This window comes from Ruegeria sp. ABV4_181 (genome assembly GCF_056158465.1).
The window spans coordinates 456,356-479,020 of record NZ_JBSWTI010000006.1 but is presented as its reverse complement, the minus strand read 5'-3'; the positions used below and the strand labels follow the sequence as shown (position 1 = coordinate 479,020).

Annotated in this window: 17 protein-coding genes and 1 pseudogene; 10 read left to right on the top strand and 8 right to left on the bottom strand. The window is 60.1% G+C overall.

From position 1 onward, the window contains the following. Positions 1-52: 52 nt before the first annotated feature. Genes ACXAC3_RS21650 through ACXAC3_RS21610 form a run of 9 tightly spaced genes read left to right on the top strand, consistent with a single transcriptional unit; the run spans position 53 to position 10,663 of the window. Positions 53-979, top strand: a complete 927-nt coding sequence (locus ACXAC3_RS21650) for a carbohydrate ABC transporter permease (protein WP_475164767.1) — start codon at positions 53-55, stop codon at positions 977-979. A gap of 2 nt (positions 980-981) precedes the next feature. Continuing rightward, positions 982-1,830: a carbohydrate ABC transporter permease gene (locus tag ACXAC3_RS21645; RefSeq protein WP_475164765.1), complete on the top strand. Its 849-nt coding sequence runs from the start codon at positions 982-984 to the stop codon at positions 1,828-1,830. Continuing rightward, positions 1,830-3,917 carry an alpha-galactosidase gene (locus ACXAC3_RS21640; protein ID WP_475164763.1) on the top strand — a complete coding sequence of 696 codons (2,088 nt, stop codon included), beginning with the start codon at positions 1,830-1,832 and terminating at the stop codon, positions 3,915-3,917. The genes ACXAC3_RS21645 and ACXAC3_RS21640 overlap by 1 nt, the downstream gene beginning before the upstream one ends. Continuing rightward, complete coding sequence (locus ACXAC3_RS21635; protein ID WP_475164761.1) at positions 3,914-5,623, top strand: IlvD/Edd family dehydratase; 1,710 nt, start codon at positions 3,914-3,916, stop codon at positions 5,621-5,623. Before ACXAC3_RS21640 ends, ACXAC3_RS21635 begins: the two co-directional genes overlap by 4 nt. Continuing rightward, positions 5,623-6,390 carry an SDR family NAD(P)-dependent oxidoreductase gene (locus ACXAC3_RS21630; RefSeq protein WP_475164760.1) on the top strand — a complete coding sequence of 256 codons (768 nt, stop codon included), beginning with the start codon at positions 5,623-5,625 and terminating at the stop codon, positions 6,388-6,390. The genes ACXAC3_RS21635 and ACXAC3_RS21630 overlap by 1 nt, the downstream gene beginning before the upstream one ends. 4 nt (positions 6,391-6,394) lie before the next feature. Beyond that, on the top strand, positions 6,395-7,288 hold the full coding sequence (locus ACXAC3_RS21625) for a 2-dehydro-3-deoxygalactonokinase (protein WP_475164758.1): 894 nt from the start codon (positions 6,395-6,397) through the stop codon (positions 7,286-7,288). Further along, positions 7,285-7,890 (top strand): 2-dehydro-3-deoxy-6-phosphogalactonate aldolase, encoded by a 606-nt coding sequence (locus tag ACXAC3_RS21620; RefSeq protein WP_475164757.1) that lies wholly within the window; start codon positions 7,285-7,287, stop codon positions 7,888-7,890. The genes ACXAC3_RS21625 and ACXAC3_RS21620 overlap by 4 nt, the downstream gene beginning before the upstream one ends. Then, positions 7,887-8,747 (top strand): SMP-30/gluconolactonase/LRE family protein, encoded by an 861-nt coding sequence (locus ACXAC3_RS21615; RefSeq protein ID WP_475164756.1) that lies wholly within the window; start codon positions 7,887-7,889, stop codon positions 8,745-8,747. Before ACXAC3_RS21620 ends, ACXAC3_RS21615 begins: the two co-directional genes overlap by 4 nt. Continuing rightward, the gene (locus ACXAC3_RS21610; protein ID WP_475164755.1) at positions 8,744-10,663 is read left to right on the top strand and encodes a beta-galactosidase; all 1,920 of its coding nucleotides are present in this window, start codon (positions 8,744-8,746) and stop codon (positions 10,661-10,663) included. The genes ACXAC3_RS21615 and ACXAC3_RS21610 overlap by 4 nt, the downstream gene beginning before the upstream one ends. Before the next feature lie 37 nt (positions 10,664-10,700). Here the strand turns inward: ACXAC3_RS21610 and ACXAC3_RS21605 are convergent, their stop codons facing one another. From ACXAC3_RS21605 to ACXAC3_RS21570, 8 genes are all read right to left on the bottom strand, one after another. Then, positions 10,701-11,987 (bottom strand): ABC transporter permease, encoded by a 1,287-nt coding sequence (locus ACXAC3_RS21605; protein WP_475164753.1) that lies wholly within the window; start codon positions 11,985-11,987, stop codon positions 10,701-10,703. Next, entirely contained in the window at positions 11,984-12,904 is a 921-nt protein-coding gene (locus tag ACXAC3_RS21600; RefSeq protein ID WP_475164752.1) for an ABC transporter permease, read from the bottom strand. The genes ACXAC3_RS21605 and ACXAC3_RS21600 overlap by 4 nt, the downstream gene beginning before the upstream one ends. Before the next feature lie 13 nt (positions 12,905-12,917). Then, positions 12,918-14,030 (bottom strand): ABC transporter ATP-binding protein, encoded by a 1,113-nt coding sequence (locus tag ACXAC3_RS21595; protein ID WP_475164750.1) that lies wholly within the window; start codon positions 14,028-14,030, stop codon positions 12,918-12,920. A 118-nt stretch (positions 14,031-14,148) separates the two neighbouring features. After that, positions 14,149-15,273: an extracellular solute-binding protein gene (locus ACXAC3_RS21590; protein ID WP_475164748.1), complete on the bottom strand. Its 1,125-nt coding sequence runs from the start codon at positions 15,271-15,273 to the stop codon at positions 14,149-14,151. Positions 15,274-15,374: 101 nt separating this feature from the next. Then, complete coding sequence (locus ACXAC3_RS21585; RefSeq protein WP_475164747.1) at positions 15,375-17,384, bottom strand: beta-galactosidase; 2,010 nt, start codon at positions 17,382-17,384, stop codon at positions 15,375-15,377. After that, positions 17,381-19,027, bottom strand: coding sequence for an amino acid ABC transporter permease (locus tag ACXAC3_RS21580; protein ID WP_475164746.1), 1,647 nt, complete (start codon positions 19,025-19,027; stop codon positions 17,381-17,383). Before ACXAC3_RS21580 ends, ACXAC3_RS21585 begins: the two co-directional genes overlap by 4 nt. Positions 19,028-19,092: 65 nt before the next feature. Further along, positions 19,093-19,842, bottom strand: a complete 750-nt coding sequence (locus tag ACXAC3_RS21575) for a basic amino acid ABC transporter substrate-binding protein (RefSeq protein ID WP_475164744.1) — start codon at positions 19,840-19,842, stop codon at positions 19,093-19,095. 22 nt (positions 19,843-19,864) lie between these two features. After that, a complete protein-coding gene (locus ACXAC3_RS21570; protein WP_475164742.1) occupies positions 19,865-20,911 on the bottom strand; it encodes a LacI family DNA-binding transcriptional regulator in 1,047 nt (348 codons plus the stop codon). A 416-nt stretch (positions 20,912-21,327) separates the two neighbouring features. On the opposite strand from ACXAC3_RS21570, the pseudogene ACXAC3_RS21565 reads away from it, so the two are divergent. Continuing rightward, positions 21,328-22,629: pseudogene (locus ACXAC3_RS21565) on the top strand (GH1 family beta-glucosidase); the annotation flags it as partial. Positions 22,630-22,665: the final 36 nt, after the last annotated feature.

Sequence of the window (22,665 nt, the reverse complement as noted above, 5' to 3'; positions counted from 1 at the left end):
TTTCGCAGGGCGGGTCACTGCCCGCCGTGCCCCCTAAAACCAGAGTTTTGCCATGACCGTTGCCCTAGACGTCCCAGAACAAGAAAGCTGGTTCCACAAAAATCAGCAACGTATTGCCCCCTGGTTGTTCCTTGCGCCAGGCATCCTTTTCTTCATGGTCTACGTGATCATTCCGGTATTCCAGTCCTTTAACCTGTCACTTTATGAATGGGACGGTTTGGGTGCTGCAGAATACGTCGGAATGCGCAACTATGAGGACCTGTACTGGGAATGGGTCGACAGGGACGCCTTCTACGTTTCGCTGAAAAACAACCTGATCTGGCTTGTCCTGTATCTGCTGGCAATTCCTGCGGGTCTGTTCATTGCGTTGTTGCTGAACCAAACCGTGTTTGGCATCCGGCTTTATAAGTCGTTGTTTTTCTTCCCGTTCGTGATCAGCCAGGTCGTGGTCGGCCTTGTTTTCACGTGGTTTTATGACCCCACCTTCGGGCTGCTGAACCAATTCCTGGGTCTGTTCGGCGCAGGGCCAATCAACGTGCTTGGGAACGAGCATCTTGTCACCTACGGCATCATCGCCGCCGGTCTGTGGCCACAAACCGCATATTGCATGATTTTGTACCTCACTGGTCTGAACGCCGTGGACCCGGAACAGATCGAGGCCGGACGGCTTGACGGCGCGAAAGGTTTCAGAATGTTGTGGCACGTCGTGCTGCCGCAGCTCCGCCCCGCGACGTTCATTGCCTTTGTGGTCACGATCATCGGCGCGTTGCGGTCGTTCGACCTGATCTCGGTCATGACTCAGGGCGGACCATTCGGATCCTCCCGTGTGCTTGCCTATTACATGTTCGAGGTCGCCTTGTCCGAATACGGCTTCCGTATGGGCTATGGCGCAGCTATCGCCGTGATCTTGTTTCTGATCATGCTGTGCTTCATCACCTATTTCCTCTGGTCGATGTACCGTGAAGAGAGAGGGCATTAACTATGTTCCCGACACCTATCGAAAAGCAATCCAAGTCGGTTCAAGTTACTTATCAGGCGTTGCTGCCGGTGGCTCTGCTGCTGTGGCTCGGACCGCTGCTGGCCGTTGCTCTGTTCTCGGTCAAACCGGACGCGGATTTTGTGAACGCCAATTACTGGGGGCTCCCGTCCTCGTTCGAGTTCATGCACAATTACGGGCAGGTCTTTTTCAACAGTGACATGCCCCGGTATCTGCTGAACTCGGTTCTGATCACGGTTCCAACCGTGATCGGGGCTGTGGCCCTCAGCACGATGACCGGTTTTGCGCTGGGGATTTACAAGTTCAAATCGAACCTCTGGATCTTCTTCATGTTTGTGGCCGGTAACTTTGTGCCGTTCCAGATTCTGATGGTTCCGGTGCGCGATTTGACGCTGGATCTGGGGCTGTACAATACAAAGACGGGCCTTGTCCTTTTCCACATCGCCTTCCAGACCGGATTCTGTACCCTCTTCATGCGCAACTTTATCAAAGCACTTCCGTTTGCCTTGATCGAAGCTGCGCGGGTCGAGGGGATCAGTGAATGGCGCATTTTCTGGTACGTTGTGCTGCCCCTGATGAAGCCGGCTCTGGCTGCGCTCAGCGTGCTGATGTTCACCTTCATCTGGAACGACTATTTCTGGGCCGTGGTTCTGACTCAGGGTGCCGAAAGTCAGCCCGTTACCGCTGGTATCACCAGCTTTAACGCGCAATACAGGGCGGCCTATCACTTAATGAGTGCCGGCTCGATCGTTGCGGCCCTGCCGCCGGTGGCCATGTTCTTCCTCATGCAGAAACACTTCATCGCGGGCCTGACCCTCGGAGCGGTAAAATAATGATAAGAACCTGGTCGCTTCATGATGAGCGACAATCCTTAGTGCTCGCGGCCCGCCGCGAGCACTTGCCTGAGGTGGTCTATTTCGGGCCCCGCCTGCCCGATCAGGAAAACACGGAAACCCTGCTTGCAGCTTACGGCCTTGACGTCACCGGCGGCATGCTGGACGCCAACCCCGAACTGTCGATCTGCCCCGAGGCGACCCGCAGTTTTCCGGGCCAGCCCGGCCTGATCATACGGGACGGTGACGGGACGCCAATCCTGCCCAAGTTCTGTTATGAGCACGAGGAAGTCGGCGACAACCATCTGGAGCTGACCTTTCGGGACGAAACGCATCGGCTGACCTATCAGGCGTGGTTTTCGATCGACCCGAAGACGCATATCATCGAAGCCCGCGCGACGCTCGAAGCGGATCGCCCGGTTCTGTTGCACTGGCTGTCCGCGCCGGTGTTTCCGGCCCCGCAACTGTCGGACGAACTGATCGACTTTGCCGGGCGCTGGTGTGGCGAATTCCAGATGAACACCACCCCGTGGTCGCCCGGAATCCGGTACCGGGAAAACCGCACCGGACGCACCGGGCACGAGCATTTTCCCGGCCTGATCGTCCCTGTCCGCGGCGCGACAAACGCGCAGGGGCAGGCCTATGGGTTCCACTACGGCTGGTCCGGCGGGCACAGAATGGTGGCTGAGGAATTGCCCGACGGGCGACGCCAGATTCAGTTCGGTCAGGCCGCCCGGATGGAGCGAGAGGCCTCGACGCGGTTTGAAACCGCGCCGCTTTATGCCGTGTTCTCCGCCGATGGCATCAATGGCTGCGCCGTGGCGTTCCAGCGCCACTTGCGCGACCGCATTGTGGCCTTCCCCAAGCCCGACCGCGCCCGCCCCGTTCACTACAATTGCTGGGAAGCCGTCTATTTCAACCACAACCTGCCCGAGCTTAAGGAAATCGCGGAACGCGCCGCATCCCTCGGGGCGGAGCGGTTCGTTCTGGACGACGGCTGGTTCGGCCAGCGGGACGACGATACCTCGTCTCTCAGCGACTGGGAGGTTGATACGCGGAAATATCCCGATGGTCTGGACCCGCTGATCAGGCACGTCCATGCGCTGGGGATGACGTTTGGTATCTGGTTCGAACCCGAGATGATCAATCCCGACAGCAGCATCCACCGGGCCCACCCGGAATGGGCACTGGGCAGCGAGGACCAGATCCTGGGCCGGGCGCAAAAGGCGCTGAATATGGCGCTGCCCGAGGTTCGCGAGTTTCTTTATGAGCGTATGGCGGCGATCCTGTCCGCACACGACATCGACTATATAAAGTGGGATCACAACCGGGTTCTGCCGATGCCTGACGCGGCGCAGACGCGCGGCTCATATGCGCTGATCGACCGGCTGCGCCAGGACTTTCCGCATGTCGAGATCGAAAGCTGCGCCAGCGGTGGCGGCCGTATCGATTTCGGTATCCTGAAACGGACCCAGCGGGTCTGGCTGAGCGACAGCAACGACGCGCTCGAACGGTTGCGGATTCAGCACAACGCCGCGATCTTCCTGCCCATGGCCGTCACCGGCAGCCATGTCGGCCCGCGCATCTGCCACACTTCGGGCCGCGTGCTGGACATCCGTTTCCGCGCCTGGGTCGCCGCGCAGCGGCACATGGGGTTCGAGATGGACCCCCGTGAGCTGAACCTGGAAGAAGAAGCCGTTTTGCGGGAAGTCACGCAATGGTGGAAAGACAACCGTGACTGGCTGTATTATGCCGACATCCTGCGGCTCGACAGCCCAGACCCCTCGGTTGTCGCCGAACAGCAACAAACCAGCGACGGTTCGCGCTTTGTGGTATTCGCGGGCAAGGTCGATACCTCGCCACAGATCGCACCCCGACCGTTGCGACTGACCCGACTTGAGGCAAATGCGCAATACCGCGTTGCATTGCGCAATACGGCCGAAGCGCCCGCGACATTGTCCCGCGGCAGTCCGGCGCTTAAACAAGGACCGATAACCGTAAGCGGCCAGTATCTGATGAGCCACGGCTTGTCCCTGCCGTGGAGCTTCCCGCAGTCGATGTGGGTGATTGAAGGCCAGAAACTATGACCAATAAACGTCGTTCACAGCACTGGTATGGCAAGCTGGACAAGGACGGATTCATCCACCGCTCGTGGATGAAGAACCAGGGTTTTCCCGATCACGCTTTCGACGGGCGTCCGATCATCGGCATCTGCAACACATGGTCTGAACTGACCCCCTGCAATTCGGGCCTGCGCGATCTGGCCGAAGGCGTCAAACGCGGCGTGTGGGAGGCCGGCGGATTCCCGGTTGAATTCCCGGTGATGAGCCTGGGGGAAACCCAGATGAAGCCCACCGCCATGTTATTCCGCAACCTGCTTGCCATGGATGTCGAGGAATCGATCCGCGCCTATGGCATCGATGGCGTCGTCCTGCTGGGCGGGTGCGATAAAACCACGCCGGGTCAGTTGATGGGTGCGGCTTCGGTCGATCTGCCATCAATCGTTGTCAGCTCGGGTCCGATGCTGAACGGCAAGTATCGCGGTCAGGATATCGGCTCGGGCACCGACGTCTGGAAATTCTCAGAAGCGGTCCGCGCGGGTGAGATGACCCTGAAGGATTTCATGAATGCCGAATCCGGCATGTCCCGCAGCGCCGGGGTCTGCATGACCATGGGCACGGCCAGTACCATGGCCTCGCTGACCGAAGCCCTGGGGATGAGCCTGCCCACCAATGCCGCCCTGCCGGCCGTCGACGCCCGCCGCATCGCGCTGGCGCATCTGACGGGCAAGCGGATCGTTGAAATGGTGGATGAAGACCTGAAACCTTCGGACATCCTGACCAAGCAGGCGTTTGAGAACGCCATTCTGGCCAATGCCGCCGTGGGCGGATCGACCAACGCGGTTGTGCATCTGCTGGCGCTTGCGGGCCGTGTCGGGGTTGATCTGACGCTGAAGGATTTTGAGATCGGATCGGAAATTCCGCTGCTGGTGAACTGCATGCCCTCGGGCAAGTATCTGATGGAGGATTTCTGTTATGCCGGTGGCATGCCGGTTGTCCTGTCAGAACTGAAACCCTTTCTGCGCCCGGCCAAAACGGTTCTGAACAAGGATATCTCGGCCCATTACGACGGCGCGGAGTGTTTCAACCGCGATGTCATCCACGCTTTCGATGATCCGGTCAAACCCGCGGCAGGGCTGCGGGTGCTGCGTGGAAACCTTGCGCCGAATGGGGCAATCGTCAAACCCTCGGCCGCGACCGACGCATTGTTGGAGACCGAGTCCGAGGCTTTCGTCTTTGAAAGTATCGAAGACCTGAAAGCCAATATCGACCGTGATGATCTGCCGGTCACGCCCGAGACGATCCTGGTCCTCAAAGGCTGCGGCCCCAAGGGGTACCCCGGCATGCCCGAGGTCGGCAATATGCCGATCCCGGCCAAGCTGGTGAAAGAAGGCGTGCGTGACATGATCCGCATCTCAGATGCGCGCATGTCGGGCACCGCGTTCGGCACCGTGATCCTGCATGTCAGCCCCGAGGCGCAGGCCGGCGGTCCGCTGGCGCTGGTCCGGACCGGTGATCGCATCCGTGTTTCGGCCAGCAAGGGCGCATTGGAACTGCTGGTGGACGAACAGGAACTGGACAACCGCCGCGCTGCATGGCAACCGGACGCGCCGCATTACACGCGCGGATACGCAAAATTGTATATCGACCACGTTCTGCAGGCCGATCGCGGCGCAGACCTTGATTTCCTTGTCGGCAACGACACCCGCCTGGTGACGAGAGAGAGCCACTGATGGAACAGACAGCCACATTTCACGATTTGAACGGAGCCTCTGTCTATATTACCGGCGGAGGGTCCGGTGTCGGCGCGGCGTTGACGGACGGGTTCCTCGCCCAGGGCGCAAATGTCGCCTTCATCGGCCGCTCGGACGCCAGCGCCTTTGTTGAAGAGATGCGGGACAAGCACGGGCGTGCGCCGCTGTTTCTGCAGGGCGACATGACCGACACCGAATTGCTGCACGCCACCATGACCAAGGCCGCAGAGGCCCACGGCCCCATCAAGGTGCTGATCAACAACGCCGCCAACGACAAGCGGCATTCGCTTGAAGAAACAACCTCGGATTTCTGGGACAGGATGATCGAGGTCAACCTGAAAGCCTATTACTTCGCCTGTCAGGAAGCCGCCCGGCAAATGAAGGACAAGGGTGGATCAATCGTGAATTTCAGCTCCATCAGCTACATGATGGGCAATGCCGGCTATCCGATCTACACGACATCAAATGCCGGGATCACCGGCATGACGCGGTCGCTGGCGCGGGAACTGGGTCCGCGGAACATCCGCGTGAACGCGCTGGCCCCGGGTTGGGTGCTGACGCAGAAGCAGCTGGACATGTGGGCCACGCCCGAAGACCTGGCCGCGCATATGGATCGCCAGTGCCTCAAGGAGCATTTGACGCCCGAAGACATGATCGCGCCGACCCTGTTTCTGGCATCTGAAGCCAGCCGGGCAATGACCGGCCAGTGCATGGCGGTCGATGGCGGCGTTGTCGTAACGGGGTAGAACCATGAACACAGAATGGATCGCTGTCGACTGGGGAACATCTCATCTTCGGGTCTGGGCCATGCGGGGCGACACCGTGCTGGATCAGACCCAGTCGGATCGCGGGATGGCGCGCGTCGTCAAGGGCGAGTTTCAGAACGTATTGCTGAACCTGATCGAAGGCTGGCTGGGCGATGCGCCCCTTGACGTTCTGGCCTGCGGGATGGTCGGCGCGCGGCAAGGCTGGGTCGAAGCCCCCTATTCGGCGGTTCCGTCGGCCCCGGTACCGGTCGCCCCGATCCGTGTCCCCGACACCGACCCCCGCATCCGGGCCTTCGTGGTGCCGGGCCTGAAACAGAATTCACCGCCCGACGTCATGCGCGGCGAAGAAACCCAGATCGCAGGGTTTCTGGCCGACCGCCAGAACTGGGAAGGGGTGATCTGCCTGCCGGGAACCCACACGAAATGGTCGCAGATCAGCGCCGGCGAAGTCGTCAGTTTCCGCACTTTCATGACCGGAGAGATGTTCGAACTGCTGCGCCGGCAATCGGTCCTGAAACACTCGGTCGGTGACGGCTGGAACGACGACGCCTTTGCCGAGGGCGTGGCGGATGCCCTGACGAAGCCCGAACAGATGGCCGCAAGGCTGTTTGGGCTGCGCGCCGCCGATCTGCTGCATGAACAGGACAGCGGCGTTGCCCGGGCCCGCCTTTCGGGGTACCTGATCGGCGCGGAATTGGCCGCAACCCGCCCCTATTGGCTGGGTCAGCAACTGGCAATCGTCGGCGCCGAAGGCATTTCCGAGGTGTATGCCGCTGCGCTGCGACAACAGGGTGCCTTTGTCGAAACCGTCAACGGCACGCAATCCACACTGGCAGGCCTGTTGCAGGCCCGCAAACTGACGAGGCAAACCGCATGAGCCGTCCCATCATCGCCATCCTGCGCGGCCTGCAGCCGACCGAGGCCGCCGACGTTGGTCATGCCGTGATCGATGCCGGTATCGACCGCATTGAAGTTCCGCTGAACTCACCCGACCCGTTGGAAAGCATCGGCATTCTGGCTGATCGTTTCGGCGCACAGGCGCTGATTGGCGCAGGAACCGTTCTGACAGTTGACGAGGTCGATGCCGTTGCCGGTGTCGGCGGCAAGCTGATCGTTTCGCCAAATTTCAACGGTGACGTGATCCGCCGTTCGGTTGCTCTGGATCAGCAAAGCTGGCCGGGCGTCTACACCCCGACCGAGGCTTTCGGCGCGCTTGACGCCGGGGCCACGGGACTAAAGCTGTTTCCCGGCGTGATGGCCGGCCCTGCCGGGCTGGCGGCAATGCGCCCGATCCTGCCCAAAGGAACGCTGGTCTATGCGGTGGGCGGTGCTGGTCCCGAGAATTTCGGCGACTGGATCGCCGCTGGCGCTGATGGGTTCGGGATCGGATCGTCGCTGTTCAAGCCCGGCCTGACCGTCCAGGAAATCGCGGACCGCGCCCGGCAGATCGTCGCGGCCTATGACGAGGCTGCCGGATGAGCACCGTCTTCGACGATCGCCCGTGCGAACTGGGCGAGGGGCCGTTGTGGCACCCGGAACGGCAACAGCTGTTCTGGTTCGACATCATGGGCAATCGGTTAATGTCCCGGCAAGACGACATGCGGCTTGGCTGGCAATTCCCGGAACATGTCTCTGCCGCGGGCTGGGTGGACCGGGAAACGCTGCTGATCGCCTCGGAAACAGGTCTTTGGCGGTTCGAACCGGACACCGAAAAGAAGGAACTGATCGCCCCGCTTGAAGCCGACAACCCCGTCACACGTTCCAATGACGGGCGTGCGGATCCGTGGGGTGGCTTCTGGATCGGAACGATGGGAAAGAATGCCGAACCGGGCGCAGGGTCGATCTATCGGTTTTGGCGGGGTGAGGTCCGGCGACTGGTGCCAGATATCACGATCTCGAACGCCATCTGTTTTGCGCCGGACCGGGCCTGTGCCTATTACGCGGACACGGCGACAAAACAAGTCATGCGCTGGTCGCTGGACGCCAACACCGGCTGGCCCGAGGGTGAAAGCACGGTTTTTCTGGACTTCCGGGTGGACGGCCTGAACCCCGACGGCGCCGTCATCGACGCCGAAGGCAATATCTGGATTGCGCAATGGGGCGCCAGCCGCGTTGCGGCCTATGACCCCGCCGGGCAGTTTCTCAGGGCGCAGAGTTTTCAGGCCGCGCATACGTCCTGCCCCGCCTTCGGCGGCAGCGATCTTACAACGTTGTTCTGCACCACGGCCCGTGAAGGTCTGAGTGCGGAAACACTTGAAACCCAACCTACCAATGGCATGACCTTTGCCGCCATCGGCGCAGGCAAGGGTCAGGCGGAACACAGAGTCATTCTATGAAGCCCGAACTAGGCGTCTGCTACTACCCGGAACACTGGCCCGAAGAGATGTGGGCACAGGACGCGGCCGATATGGTCAAGACCGGTCTGACCTGGGTCCGGATCGGTGAGTTCGCTTGGAGCCGGATGGAACCCAAACCGGGAGAGCTGCAATTCGGCTGGCTGGACCGTGCTATCGAAACACTGGCGGATGCCGGCCTGAAGATCATTCTCGGGACGCCCACCGCGACCCCGCCGCGCTGGATGCTGGATAAACACCCGGATATGCTGGCAGTGGATGCGCAGGGGCAGCCGCGCAAATTCGGGTCGCGCAGGCATTATTGCTTTAGCCATCAGGGTTATGTCGAGGAAAGCGCGCGTATTGCCCGGATCATGGGCGAACGCTACGGGCGCCACCCACAGGTCGCGGCGTGGCAGGTCGACAATGAATATGGATGTCACGACACTACTGTCAGTTACAGCGCATCGGCCCTGCGTGCATTTCGCGTCTGGCTGAAACAGCAATATGGGACAATCAAAGCGCTGAACGCGGCCTGGGGCAATATCTTCTGGTCGATGGAATATGACGATTTCGGCCAGATTGACCTGCCCAACCTGACCGTGACCGAGGCCAACCCGGCGCATGTTCTGGCCTTCCGCAGCTTCAGCTCGGATCAGGTGGTGGCGCTCAACAAGGCACAGGTCGATGTTTTGCGACCCCTGACCGATGCGCCTCTGCTGCACAATTACATGGGGCGCGTGCTGGATTTCGACCATTTCAAAGTCGGCGCGGATCTGGATATCGCGACATGGGACAGCTATCCGATCGGCTTTCTGTCCGACCGGCTGGAGGCTGATCCGGAACATAAGACGGCCTTTCTGCAACAGGGCGATCCGGACATGCAGGCCTTTCACCATGACCTGTACCGCGCCGTCGGGCGCGGGCGGTGGTGGGTGATGGAACAACAGCCCGGCCCTGTGAACTGGGCACCCTATAACCCGGCACCCTTGCCCGGCATGGTCCGGCTGTGGTCGCTTGAGGCCGTCGCCCACGGGGCCGAAGTCGTCAGTTACTTCCGCTGGCGGCAAGCCCCGTTCGCGCAGGAACAGATGCACGCTGGCCTGCTGACCCCGAACAACCGCCCTGCCCCGGCACTGACCGAAGCGCGGCAGACCGCGGACACGCTGACGAAACTGGGCGCGGTCACACAAATGCAGGCGGATGTCGCCATTTTGTTCGATTACGCTTCGGACTGGGCCTGGACAACCCAGCCACAGGGCGCGGGTTTCGACTATTTCGGTCTGGTGTTTGCCGCCTATCAGGCTCTGCGCCGGGCGGGGTTGTCGGTGGATTTTGTTTCGGCGGAGGACGGCCCCAAGGGTCACTACAAGATGATCCTGGCACCCGGCCTGGCCACGATGACCCAAGGTCTTGAGCGCCAGGTGACCGACAGTAGCGATCTGGTCATTCTCGGGCCCCGCAGTGGTGCAATCACGCGTGATTTTCAGATACCGGAAACCGGACGACCCGGCCTGACCGGGCTGGATTGCGAGGTCGATCTGGTGGAAACCCTGCCCCCCACGGTAAATCGCAGGGTGATCGGCGGGGGTGCCGCACAGCATTGGATCGACCGGCTGTCCGGCACAGCTCCGGACCTGCTGACCTTTGACGACGGAACACCGGCGCTGAAGGGCGATAAAGGTCTTTGGTATCTGGCCGGTTTTCCCGATGAGGCGTTGTGGGATCGGGTCATGGAACTGGCTGCACAGAATGCTGGTCTGGACCTGCATCCAATGCCAGTGGGGCTGCGGCGCAGAGAAACTGCGGACCATGAATTCCTGATCAACTACAACGGCGCACCGATTTCTTGGAACGGCCACGAAATTGGCGCGTGTGATGTCTCGGTCCTGAAAAAGGATGCGCCCGAAAAGGTATAACCTTTTCGGGCGCATCCGGTGCGTGTGCCAGGTGGCGTCAGTCGCTTTGCAGACTGTTGGGATCAAATGCCCCGCCGAAGCCACCATTGTTCGAGGGCGGTGTTTCTTCTGTGTCGGAGCTTTCTCCGTCGGACTCTCCGCCAAGCGAATTCGGTGCAAACACGTTGCCAAAGCCCGAGTTGTTCGAACCAGTCCCGGACTGAGATCCTTCGTCCTCGGAACCGGGTTGCAGTTCGTCGGGGTCGAACACGCCTTCAAAGCGCTGCTGGCGACGTTCCTCGCGCTGCTGGCGCAGCTCCTGAATGCGCTGTTCCGCCTCAAGCCGTTTCTGCTCTTTCACGTTGGCGATGCACTGACCCGGATTGTAGGCGGTCGCGGTGCCGACAACGGTGATCGTCGCAACCGCGAACACAACCAGCAGAACCGCCGCCGTGTTTCCGGCAAAGAAGCTGGGCAGCCTGATCTTGCCTGCCAGCTCCTCGACCGTGGCATTCTTACGCGCCGCGGCCACCAGTTCCTGGCGCCTGAGCTTGGCTTCGTTCATCAGGGCGAAGAACACCGTCAGTGCCACGATGATGAATGCCAGCGCCGAGATCGACGGCGTGATGCCATAGCGCACCTTCTGCGCCAGTTCGATGGTCAGCGTCGGGTATTCGCCAAAGGTGAAGGTGGTGGTGTTGTAGTTCTCGAACGAGGCGAGGAACGCCAGCACCGCGGCGCTTGCAATTGCCGGTCGCATGAACGGCAGCAGGATTTTGCGGAACGCCTGCGCATGGCTGGCACCCAGATCCAGTGCGGCCTCGGTCAACGCGACATCATAGCGCTGTAGCCGGGCCACCAGCACCAGCATGCAATAGCTGGCGATAAAGGTGGACTGGCCGATCACCGTCAGGAAGATCCCGTTCGACAGCACGCTGTCCGCGCCCAGCCCCAACATCCGGTTGATCCGATCCCAGAAAACCAGGGTCGAGATACCAAGAACCACGCCCGGAATCAGGATCGGCGCGATGATGATGGTGTAGTAGGTCGCCCGCAGCTTGGGCCAGATCTGCGTCAGCATCAGCGCGCCGGCCAGACCCATCGCCACCGACAGGACCACCGTCCCGGCCCCGATGATCAGCGAGTTCTTGATGCCGTTCAGAATGCGCTGATCCTGAAACAGCTCTCCGAACCACTGGAAGGTCAGGCATTCCCAGGGCGTCATCCGCGGGAAGGCCGACGAGTTGAACGCGGTGACCGACATGATCACCAGCGGGCCCAGCAGGTACAGGAAGAAGATGACCAGATAGACCCAGATGCTTACACGAAGGAAGGAATTGTTCATTTCCCGATATCCCCCATGTTCACCTTGAACAGGCGCATCACCGCCAGAACGAACAGGATACAGGTCACCAGCAGCACGATGGCGTAGGCGGCCCCCTGCGGCCAGTCGTTATTGTCATTGAACTGCTGATAGATCAGCTGCGTGAACCACAGCGACGACGGTCCGCCCAGAATCTGCGGTGCGGCCAGTGCGCCGGCGCTCAGCATGAACACCATGGTGCAGCCCGAGCTGATGCCCGGCTTGGCATAAGGAATGACCACCCGCCAGTGAATCCGCCACCAGGGCGCGCCGAGATCCCGCGCAGCCTCGATCTGGTTTTTGTCCAGACTTTCGATCACGTTGTACATCGGGAAGATCATCAGCAGGATATAGGCATATCCCAGACCCGCATAGAGCGCGATGTCGTTGCGGATAAAATCAAAGGGCGTATCCCAGATGCCCAGACCCATGAACAGGGTGTTCAGAACCCCGGTTTCGCCAAAGATGATCCGCAGGGCAAAGGCGCGCAGGATCTCGTTGATCCAATAAGGGATAATCAGCATGATCGCAAAGATGCGAATATGGCTGCCCTTGGACTGACCCAGATAATAGGCAATCGGATAGCAGAGGATCAGGTTGAAGATCGTCACGCAGACCGCCGCGAGCAGCGTGCGGAAGAACACCCGCAGATCGACAACGTTATAATCCTGGCTGCCGCCTTCGGGCCCGTAGATCAGGTATTTATAGTTCTCCAGCGTATAGACGTCCTTGGGCCCGCCAATTTCCGGTGGCGGCAGGTTCGGGCGGAAGGAAAAGTCCAGCATCGACAGCTGCGGCAGGATGATCAGGCCGATGGTCCAGAACAGGACCAGACCCAGGATCGCCAGCCCCATGCCGGTGCCGTTGCGGGTGAAGAAGTCTTTCAAAAATCCGGGCATGAGTCAGACCCTCTTATTCCGCGGCCAGTTCACCCGCTGGAACCAGAACCGCGTTGTGGGGTTCGTATTCCAGCGTGATGTTCTGCCCGGTGTGGTCCTTGAACGACTGACCATGGTTCGGGATCGATACCTTGATTTCCTTGCCGCCCTCACCTTCGGTGAAGATGTTGAAGACGTTGCCCTCGAATTCCTCGTGGTTCACGCGTGCGGTGACAAAATGGTCGCCGGTGGCGCCATCCGGTGCAACGGCAAAGGCTTCGGGACGGATGAACATCATGGCGTCATCCCCTTCCTTCAGCGTGCCCTGATTGGCGGTCGAGACCCGCGCCACCAGATCGCCCGAGCGGTTTGTGGAGATCAGCGCCTCGGACCCCATGACCTGCTTGATCTTGCCGCGGAACACGTTGTTTTCACCCACGAACGAGGCCGCAAAAGCCGTATTCGGATCATTATAGATGGTCTTGCCATCTGCGATCTGGTCAATCACCCCGGCCCGCATCACGGCGATGCTGTCGGACATGGTCAGCGCCTCACCCTGGTCGTGGGTGATGTAGATGAAGGTAATGCCAACACGTTGCTGTATTTCGCGCAGTTCGGTCCGCATATGCTGGCGCAGTTTCAGGTCCAGCGCCGACAATGGTTCGTCCAGCAGCAACACATCGGGTTCCGCGCACAGGGCGCGGGCGATGGCAACCCGCTGACGCTGACCACCGGACAATTCGCTGGGCAGCTTGTCGCCCTGCCCCGGCAGCGCGATCATGTCCAGAAGTTCATCCGCCCGCTTGCGGCGCTCGGCACTGCTGGCGCCCTTGATCTCCATCGAGAATGTAATGTTTTCCCACACTTTCATCAGCGGGAACAACGCGAGGTTCTGAAAGATCAGCGCGGTCGGGCGTTTGTTCGGACCGATACCGCGCATGTCATTGCCGCCGATCAGGACTTTGCCCTCGGATGGGTCCAGAAACCCCGATACAGCGCGCAGGATCGTCGTCTTGCCACAGCCCGAGGGGCCGAGGAACGAAAAGAAGTCGCCCCCGTTGATGTTAACATTCGCATCACGCACGGCGACAAAATCACCGAACCGGATCCACAGGTTTTCCAGATCTACACCGACCCCTGCACTCATTTTAGGTATCTCCGTCTGGTGCGATTCCAGACCGCACCGAAATAGGGTCCGTCACGCCGGATGGGCGCACGGGCAAACGGCCCCCCGCTTGCCGGCGGGGGGCACAAATTCAAAGCGATCAGGCGCTTTTGAACTTGTTGACGAACTCGGTCCGGGTTTCCGCATACCACGGTGCCTCGGCCGGCCACGGGTTGAGGTTGGCCAGCGAGTCGCCCGGATAGGCTTCGGCAAAGTTCTTCTTGTAGGTGTCGCCGGAATACTGATCGGCGCCCAGAACAGGCGAGTTGTAGCCGTGGCTGTCAATCGCGACGCCGGCCGGCTTGGCCTGATAGGCAAAGTCGATGAAGGCGTAGACCTGATCGATATTGGTGGCACCTGTCGGCATGGCCATGCCGTCGACCCAGGCCATCGCGCCTTCGACCGGAGCCTGATAGTGCACCGGCTCGCCGGCCGATTTCAGCGCCAGCGGCGGACCGTCCCAGGTTTGACCGACAACGACGCCTTCGTTCAGCAGGCCGTTCTTCTGGGTATCGGCGTCGTTCCAGATCAGCTTGATCCGGTTCTTGCGCGCGATGCACCAGTCGGTGATCTGACCCCAGACCTTGCGCATGGTTTCTTCGTCGCCATAAGCAGCCCAGACCGAGCCCGGCTCCATCTCGCCGGCGCGTTCCATGTAGAGACCGGCACCCAGCATCATCGAATGCGCCCGGCCCATGGTCTTGCCGGCATTCTCTTCCGACCAGACATCGCCGTAGGACGGTGCATCGCCTTCCGGCAGCCACAGGTCCGTGCGATACGCAATGCCTTCGGTTCCCCAGATATGCGGCAGCCAATGCGCGCCGCTGTCGCCAAAGTTCCAGGCTTCGGTGCCGATCTGCGCCATCGCCGGGTTCACCAGGTCAATCGGAACCTTGTTCATGTCGAAGGGTTGCAACAGCTCAAGCGGCTCCCACTGGAGCGAGCGGTTGTTGGTGGGCGAGACAATGTCGAAACCCTGGCCTTTAGTGGCCTTCATCTTGTTGATGATTTCTTCGTTCGACCCGATCCCGGTGTAGTTCACCTTGATGCCGGTGAGCGTTTCGAATTCCTGCAAGAAGGTGGGCGGCAAATAATCCGACCACATCAGAATGTTGATCTCACCCGAGGATGCCAGTGCAGATTTGCTGTATAGTGGCGCAGCCAAAGCTGCCGCACCTGCGCCTTTCAGAACAGAACGTCTGGAAAGGTTTTTCCGTTCAGCCATAATTGTTTCTCCCGATATTGGACTGTGTTGTTTTTGTTTTGTGATTGCACGCTAGACCTTTGCGTCAGAGCTGTCAGTCCAAAAGTGACAGTTGGCGGATTTCATAAGTCCAGTTTACGACCAGCCCGAGTGAAACCGCGATCAGATCCCGGTTCCAGCCAGACTGAGACACCATAGGGTGGGATGGCGGAACAACCAACAATATACTTGCGCCCGTCGTCCTGCGGCAAAACCTGCTCCTCGCGCCCGAAGTTGAAGGCAAACCCCAAAGGCCCGCGATGCGTGATCCGCAGGTCGGTGCCGCAGTCCTTTATAGGGATGTCGGCCCAGTTCAAAGCCTCTGACAACACAGCCTGCAACAGTGTCCCACGCGGAACCATCGCCAGATACATCGCCCGTTCCGACCGTATGACTGCCGGGCTTCCATCCCTGTAAGCGCTTGAAAACCAGCCCAATACATCCTGCTCCGTCTCGACGATCTCGCGCCATCCGGTGAACGAATGGGCGGTCCCGTCCCACAACCGAACCGATTCCCCCGCCAGTTCCGGCAGTGATTCGACCCGCAGGACCCGGACGCCGGTCAGATCGGCCAACTCTCCGGGCGACAAGTTAGGCGGAGTGTGCATGTCGGGCGTCTTGCTGCCCGCACGCGCTCCGATCAGAAACTTGCCCGGGCTGGCCCTCAATCTGACCGCCAGTTCCAGCGGGATGATCATGCATTGAGGGATAACAATCAGGTGATAGCCGGACAGGTCGTCATCTGGCCCTATGAAGTCCAGATCAACCCCCAGAGATCGCAGTCCGGCATACCATTCCCGGATGATCTGAGCATTCGGAAACCCATCATCATGAGGCAGGATATCGGCGGCCCAGACGGACTGGTAATCCAGCAGGATTGCCACCTTTGCCGGCGCGCGTTGCACCGCGGGCAGGGATTCACGTTCGCGCGCCACCTGCGCCACTTCCAGCGCTGCCTGATCCGGCGTGCCATCGGACCGCAGCAGGGCTGTATGATACTGCTCTTGCGCAAATTTGGCCTGACGCCAGCGAAAGAACATCACCGCCTGCGCCCCGTGCGCGTAGGCAGCCCAGGTCCAGAGCCTGACCATTCCATCCGCAGGAGAAGGGTTCTTCTCGGCCCAGTCGACCGGCCCGGGCTGTTGTTCTAGAACCCACATACGGCCTTTGCCCTGCGACCGGTAGAGATCGCAGTGGAAACCCTGATAATCCGGCGCGCCAGTCCTGAGGTACTTTTGCTTTTCCTCCACCGACAGGGCGGACCCCAGCAGATTGCCCAGAGGATAACTGTCAAAGCCCACGATATCCAGATCGGCCGCCACTGTGTGGTGGTCGAATTCGAAACTGCCCGCCATGAAATTATGGGTGATGTCGCGGCCCGGCGCATACTCTCGCAGAATGTCGACCTGCGCCCGGTTGAACAGGCGCACCCGATCCGAGGAATAGCGCGCAAAGTCCAGCGCGTGGGTCGGATTGGGGCTGGCAACCAGCCCATTGGGCAATTCGATCTGGTCAAATCCGGAATAGGCGGAGCCCCAAAAGACAGTGCCCCATGTCTGATTCAGCTTGTCGATCGAGCCGTAGCGATCCGCCAGCCACAGCCTGAACCCATCCCGTGCCGCGTCTGAATAGCTGAGCACCGTGTCATGATCGTTATATTCATTGTCGATCTGCCACGCGTGAACATGAGGATTCTCACCATAGCGGCGGGCGTATTCGGTAGCGATCCTGCACGCCTCGGCCAGATAGATCTCGCTTGAAAAACAGTAGTGCCTGCGCGAGCCGAACCCGCGGACCCGCCCGTCCGACCCGACAGGCAGAATTTCCGGATGCCCATCGACCAGCCATTTCGGCGGTGCAGCGGTGGGCGTGCACATCATCACGCGCAACCCGGCCTCACCCAGTATTCCTATTGCTTCGTCCAGCCAGTCCCATCGGAACTGCCCGCGTTGCGGCTCGACCAGAGACCAGGTGAACTCCGCAATGCGAACCCAGTCGATCCCCATCTCGACCATCCGCCGGGCATCTTCGGGCCAAAGCGACCGGTCCCATTGTTCGGGGTAATAGCAGACCCCAAGCTCCAGCTTGCTCATCGGTCTTCCCTGGCGGTACGTCTTTCGATCCATTTCAGGAAGCTGGCGCAGCCCAGCGTGATGACGACGTAAAGAATGGCGGCCGTATTGAACGGCGCAAATGGCAGGAAGCTGGCGGCCTGAAACTCTCGCATGCGCTGGGTCATGTCGCGCACCGACAGGATCGACAGCAGCGACGTGTCCTTGATCATGGCGATAAATTCATTGCCCAGAGGCGGCGTGACGATGCGCAGGGCCTGGGGCAGAATGATCAGCCGCGCCGTCTGCCAGCGCGACAATCCCAATGAGCCGCCGGCTTCGATCTGACCCCTTGGAATCGCCTCGATCCCGGACCGGAAGATTTCCGCCATGTAGGCCGAGTATCCAACCGAAATGGCGATGATGCCACGGGTCATGTTCGTCATATCGATGCCACCTCCGGTCGCGTCCTTGACTGCGCCTGCCAGCGGCAGACCGATATAGAGGATGATCACCAGCATCGGAATCCCTCGAATGGTATCGACAAAGAACTCGGATCCGACAGCCAGAGGGTGCAGTTTGTGCTGGGCTCCGCCAACCGTGAGGGTCAGCAGCAGAAATCCAAAAACCGCAAAGGCCAGCGCGGCGTTGCGAATGGTGTCTGGCAGAAAGCTGGTCCGCCAGATAACCGGATGGCCTTTGGTGTCCATGTCAACCGGAACAAAGGCGCCGGACACGCTGTCGACGGTGTCGATCTGCGCCAGCGCGCTGGCCGCGTCCGGGGCGCTGCGGATGCGGTATTGCTGATCCCCGCCGCCGTCGAACTCGCCAAACCGGATGATGTCCGCCTGCGCCTGTGGCGTGCCGCGCACAATCGCGACCCGTGCATCAAGGCTGCCGACAAGTTGATATTCCACTTTCGGCTGCATGAAGAAGAACGTAGACACCGCAAGCAGGGCCAGACTGACGGACCCGTAGACAACCGTTGTCCGCGCCCTGGGTTTGAACGATTGCAGCCCAACCCAGATCAGACCCAGGATCGCCGCGAAGATATAGGCGAAAATGGCCGCGCGGAACGTGATGGCCACACCGGTCGCAAATTGCCAATGCGCCATGAACATAAGGTAAAACAGCGCGACTCCGGTCAGAATTTCTAACCCGAGCCGAACCTTCCCCCGCACTGCTTCGGGCAGAAGCACGGTCAGCAGGATGATCGCAACCATCACCGCGTAGGACAAAAGCAGCACCTGAAGCCCGGCGCGTACCTGCCCTATAACTTCGGGCAACAGCACCCAGGTCTGTGATGACCTGTCGATCAGTGGCGAGGTGTTTTCGCTGAGCGCGTGTAAGAACACGGATTCGGCAAAAGGCATCAGCACCTGCGGCGCTGCATAGCCAAGGGCGGCCAGTGCCAGTGCAGCCGGCAACGCCGCCAGCGCGGACAGGCGCAGCCAACCGGGTGCCCCGGCCTGAAACCGGGTGTAGCGGGCGCAGAGATATCCCAGAACAGCCACCACAAGAACCAGAAGAAACCCGACAAAAATCGGCCCGGCATTGTTGCCGATCCCAAGGATGGCGGTTAGCGACCGCAGGTATTTCGAAGAGGTTGCGAACAGGTAGATGATGAACGGGGCGGCGGCGAGCAGAACAAGATTGCTCGGGCGGATCGAGCTTAGACGCGACATGAAACCTCTCTGCTGAAATGCGGCCCGGCACTTAGGGGTGTCGGGCCGTTACGTGCCGGTTGGGCTTATTCGGTGCCCCAGTACTTTGTGACCAGCTTGTCCAGAGTGCCGTCGGCCTTGATTGCCTCAAGCCCTTCGTTGATGGCGTCGACGGTGGCGTCACCTTCCTGAAACACGATGCCCAGCGGATCGGATTGCAGCCCGGTAATCCCGACCGTCAGTTCGCCCGCGAACTCCTGCTCATAGGCCGCAGCCGAGGTGCCGTCGATGATGACGCCCTGCACGTCGGCATTCTGCAGGGCCAGAATCGCAGCCGAAAAGTTGTCATACAGGCTGACATTCTCGCGCCCGACCAGGTCTTCGGCCAGTTGGGCGTTGGTGGTGCCGGTCTGCGCCGCGAGCTTCTGGCCGCCCGCCTTGAAATCGTCCAGCGTCATGTCGGCATTGTCGACCTGCAAAAGGATGGCCTGGCTGACCACGATATAGGGTTCCGAGAAGTCCATCGTCTCTTCCCGTTCCGGCGTGATCGAAACGCCCGAGATCACCAGATCGAATTCGCCCTGCTGTAGCGCGGCAAAGATGCCGTCCCACGCGGTATTGACGAAGTTCGGGACGCAATTCACTTTTTCGCAGATTGCGTTCATCACATCGACGTCAAATCCCACAATCTCACCAGTGGTCTCATCCACGGTTTCCATGGGCGGATAGGTCGCGTCGGTTCCGATTTTCAGAACCCGCCCTTCCAGATCTGCGGCAAATACGGCCGGTGTGGCAAGCGCTGTCAGCGCTGCTGCAGCAATCAGGTTTTTGAACATCTCCGGTTACTCCTCTGTTGGTTTAGTTGGCATGCGCACGTTGCGGCGCAGGGGTGTCAGGTTGCCGCTCGATAAGGGTGGCCCTGATCTTTTTTTGGGTTTCCGTCGGCTCGGCGCCGTCCAGCACCTTCAGCATGTATTCGCCCAGCAGGCGGCTGGTATCCTCGATGGGGACGTAATAGGTGCTGGGCGGCGGCACGAAATAACGGCTCAGTTGCAGATCATCGGTCGAAATCACAACGAGATCGCGACCAACCCGAATTCCGGCCTCATGAGCAGCCGACAGCACACCCAATGTCATGGCTTCGTTGGCGCAGATACACGCCGTGGGACGCTCTGTCATTTGCATCAGTGCCTCAAAGGACTTTCGGCCCATGGATGCGGTGGTCGGGCCGTTGAAGATCAACGTTGAATCCGTCGCAAGGCCCGCAGCGTTCAGGGCGCTGGAATATCCGCGCTGGCGCTGGGTCGCATAAATCAGATCGGCCGGAGGATTGATCAGCGCAATCCGCCGATGACCCAGCCGTACAAGGCGCGCGGTCGCGTCAAAGGCCGCGGCCTGACTGTCGAAATCAACATAGGCATGGGGCGTTGCGCTATCGCTCATCCCCATGGGCACAAAAGGGAAGCCATGTTGTTGCAGGAAGGTGATGCGCGGGTCATCATGCCGCGTACCCGAGAATATCACCCCATCGGCCAGACCGTCATGGACGATCCTGGCCAACACGGTCATCGCATCCGAAATGTCGACGACGTTGAAAACGCTCAATTCATATTTTGAACCCTGTATCGCCTTCGAAATCCCGCCGAGAATGCGAGTGAATTCAACCCCCTCCCATTCTTCCGCAGCCTCAGCCGAAACGCTGACCAGAACGGCGATGCGATAGGATTTGTTGGTGCGCAGCTTTAGTCCGTCCATGTTCACGCGATACCCAAGCTTTTTGGCAGCGGCCTGAATCTCCTGTCGTGTCTCATCCTTGACTGAGGCAACACCCCGCAGAGCATTTGACACGGTTCCGACCGAGTAACCAGTTACCCTAGCGATAGACTTTATGGTCGCGCGGGCCATTACCCGACCCCTCCGGACACCTGATCCAGCAGAAAACAGCGCCAGTCCCAATGTTCCCCGACCGCCTCGCCATCGGTAAAGCCACAGCTCGCAACCTGACCGGGTTGGGTTGCCTGATTTCCCTCCTGCCTGACGGTATTAGGTTGCGCCGATGCACGCATCTCCCGGGGTTCCACCGTTAATTGAAACGTTTCAATTAGGTTGAAGCAGCGGCACGGCTCTTGTCAAGCGCTGCGAGTGGACGGGTATTTTGACGTGAAACGGCGCCCAGGAAACAAAAGATATCGTTGCCACCGGTCGGCTGAACCGTCGATGCGACGGGTCAATTCACCGGCGGATCCGGTTAAAACTAGATTGCCGGTGACCGACCTGCTAGTTGGTGGCTCGACCGGCCCTACCCCCAACAGGTTCTGACCATGAAGTACACCCGCTCTGACTTCCCCAAGGATTTCCTTTTTGGCGTTGCCACATCGGCTTATCAGATCGAAGGGCATGCGCAGGGCGGCGCGGGGCAAACCCATTGGGATACGTTTGCGGCGTCTCCGGGCAATGTGCTGCGCAACGAAAACGGCGATCTGGCCTGTGACCATCTGAACCGCTTTCAGCAGGATTTCGATCTTGTTCGGGACGCCGGATTCGACTGTTACAGGTTTTCCACAAGCTGGGCACGGGTGCTGCCCGAAGGACGCGGCACGGTGAATCAGGCAGGGCTGGATTATTATGACCGGCTGGCCGATGCGCTGTTGGAGCGCGGCATACGCCCCTGCGCCACGCTGTATCATTGGGAGTTGCCTTCGCCACTGGCGGATCTCGGGGGCTGGCGCAACCGGGACATTGCCGGTTGGTTCGCGGATTTCACCGAGGTCATCATGGGCCGCATCGGTGACCGCATGTACAGCGTTGCCCCCATCAACGAGCCCTGGTGTGTTAGCTGGCTCAGCCATTTCGAGGGCCATCACGCCCCCGGCTTGCGCGACATTCGCGCAGCGGCCCGCGCGATGCACCACGTTCTGCTGGCCCACGGCCGCGCCATCGAGGCGATGCGCGGTTTGGGAATGACCAATCTGGGTGCGGTGTTCAATCTGGAATGGGCCGAGCCCTCCGACGACACCCCCGAAGCCCGCCGCGTCGCCGACCTGTACGACGGCATCTACAATCGGTTCTTCCTGGGCGGCGTATTCAACAAGGCCTATCCCGAAAACGTGCTTGAGGGGCTGGAACCCCATCTGCCCGAGGGCTGGCGGGACGATTTCGACACGATTGGCGCTCCGGTCGACTGGTGCGGGCTGAATTACTATACCCGCAAACTCATCGCCCCTGCCAACACCGCATGGCCCGGCCTGAAAGAGGTTCCCGGACCGCTGCCAAAAACGCAGATGAAGTGGGAGATTGAACCCACCGCCCTCACCCGCTTTTTGACCCGTACCCGGCAGGATTACACAGGTGATCTGCCGATCTATGTCACCGAAAACGGTATGGCCAGCCCCGAGCGGGTGCAGGATGACGACCGGATCGACTATCTCAACCAACACCTGACAGCGGTTCAGGATGCGCTGCAACAGGGCGTGCCGGTAAAGGGTTATTTCATCTGGTCGCTGCTGGACAATTATGAGTGGGCCTTTGGCTATGAAAAACGCTTTGGCCTAGTCGACGTGGATTTCGAAACGCTCGAACGCAGGCCGAAAGCCTCATATCACGCGCTGAAAACCGCACTGGCCGGCAGCACGGTATCCGTTCCGTTGGCCCAACCTGCC

Excerpts from the sequence above, each read along its gene's own strand:
- ACXAC3_RS21635 (WP_475164761.1), top strand. The coding sequence starts at position 3,914 with ATGACCAATAAACGTCGTTCACAGCACTGGTATGGCAAGCTGGACAAG.
- ACXAC3_RS21600 (WP_475164752.1), bottom strand. The coding sequence starts at position 12,904 with ATGCCCGGATTTTTGAAAGACTTCTTCACCCGCAACGGCACCGGCATG.
- ACXAC3_RS21610 (WP_475164755.1), top strand. The coding sequence starts at position 8,744 with ATGAAGCCCGAACTAGGCGTCTGCTACTACCCGGAACACTGGCCCGAA.
- ACXAC3_RS21605 (WP_475164753.1), bottom strand. The coding sequence starts at position 11,987 with ATGAACAATTCCTTCCTTCGTGTAAGCATCTGGGTCTATCTGGTCATC.
- ACXAC3_RS21640 (WP_475164763.1), top strand. The coding sequence starts at position 1,830 with ATGATAAGAACCTGGTCGCTTCATGATGAGCGACAATCCTTAGTGCTC.
- ACXAC3_RS21590 (WP_475164748.1), bottom strand. The coding sequence starts at position 15,273 with ATGGCTGAACGGAAAAACCTTTCCAGACGTTCTGTTCTGAAAGGCGCA.
- ACXAC3_RS21585 (WP_475164747.1), bottom strand. The coding sequence starts at position 17,384 with ATGAGCAAGCTGGAGCTTGGGGTCTGCTATTACCCCGAACAATGGGAC.
- ACXAC3_RS21650 (WP_475164767.1), top strand. The coding sequence starts at position 53 with ATGACCGTTGCCCTAGACGTCCCAGAACAAGAAAGCTGGTTCCACAAA.
- ACXAC3_RS21615 (WP_475164756.1), top strand. The coding sequence starts at position 7,887 with ATGAGCACCGTCTTCGACGATCGCCCGTGCGAACTGGGCGAGGGGCCG.
- ACXAC3_RS21595 (WP_475164750.1), bottom strand. The coding sequence starts at position 14,030 with ATGAGTGCAGGGGTCGGTGTAGATCTGGAAAACCTGTGGATCCGGTTC.
- ACXAC3_RS21625 (WP_475164758.1), top strand. The coding sequence starts at position 6,395 with ATGAACACAGAATGGATCGCTGTCGACTGGGGAACATCTCATCTTCGG.
- ACXAC3_RS21580 (WP_475164746.1), bottom strand. The coding sequence starts at position 19,027 with ATGTCGCGTCTAAGCTCGATCCGCCCGAGCAATCTTGTTCTGCTCGCC.
- ACXAC3_RS21570 (WP_475164742.1), bottom strand. The coding sequence starts at position 20,911 with ATGGCCCGCGCGACCATAAAGTCTATCGCTAGGGTAACTGGTTACTCG.
- ACXAC3_RS21645 (WP_475164765.1), top strand. The coding sequence starts at position 982 with ATGTTCCCGACACCTATCGAAAAGCAATCCAAGTCGGTTCAAGTTACT.
- ACXAC3_RS21620 (WP_475164757.1), top strand. The coding sequence starts at position 7,285 with ATGAGCCGTCCCATCATCGCCATCCTGCGCGGCCTGCAGCCGACCGAG.
- ACXAC3_RS21575 (WP_475164744.1), bottom strand. The coding sequence starts at position 19,842 with ATGTTCAAAAACCTGATTGCTGCAGCAGCGCTGACAGCGCTTGCCACA.
- ACXAC3_RS21630 (WP_475164760.1), top strand. The coding sequence starts at position 5,623 with ATGGAACAGACAGCCACATTTCACGATTTGAACGGAGCCTCTGTCTAT.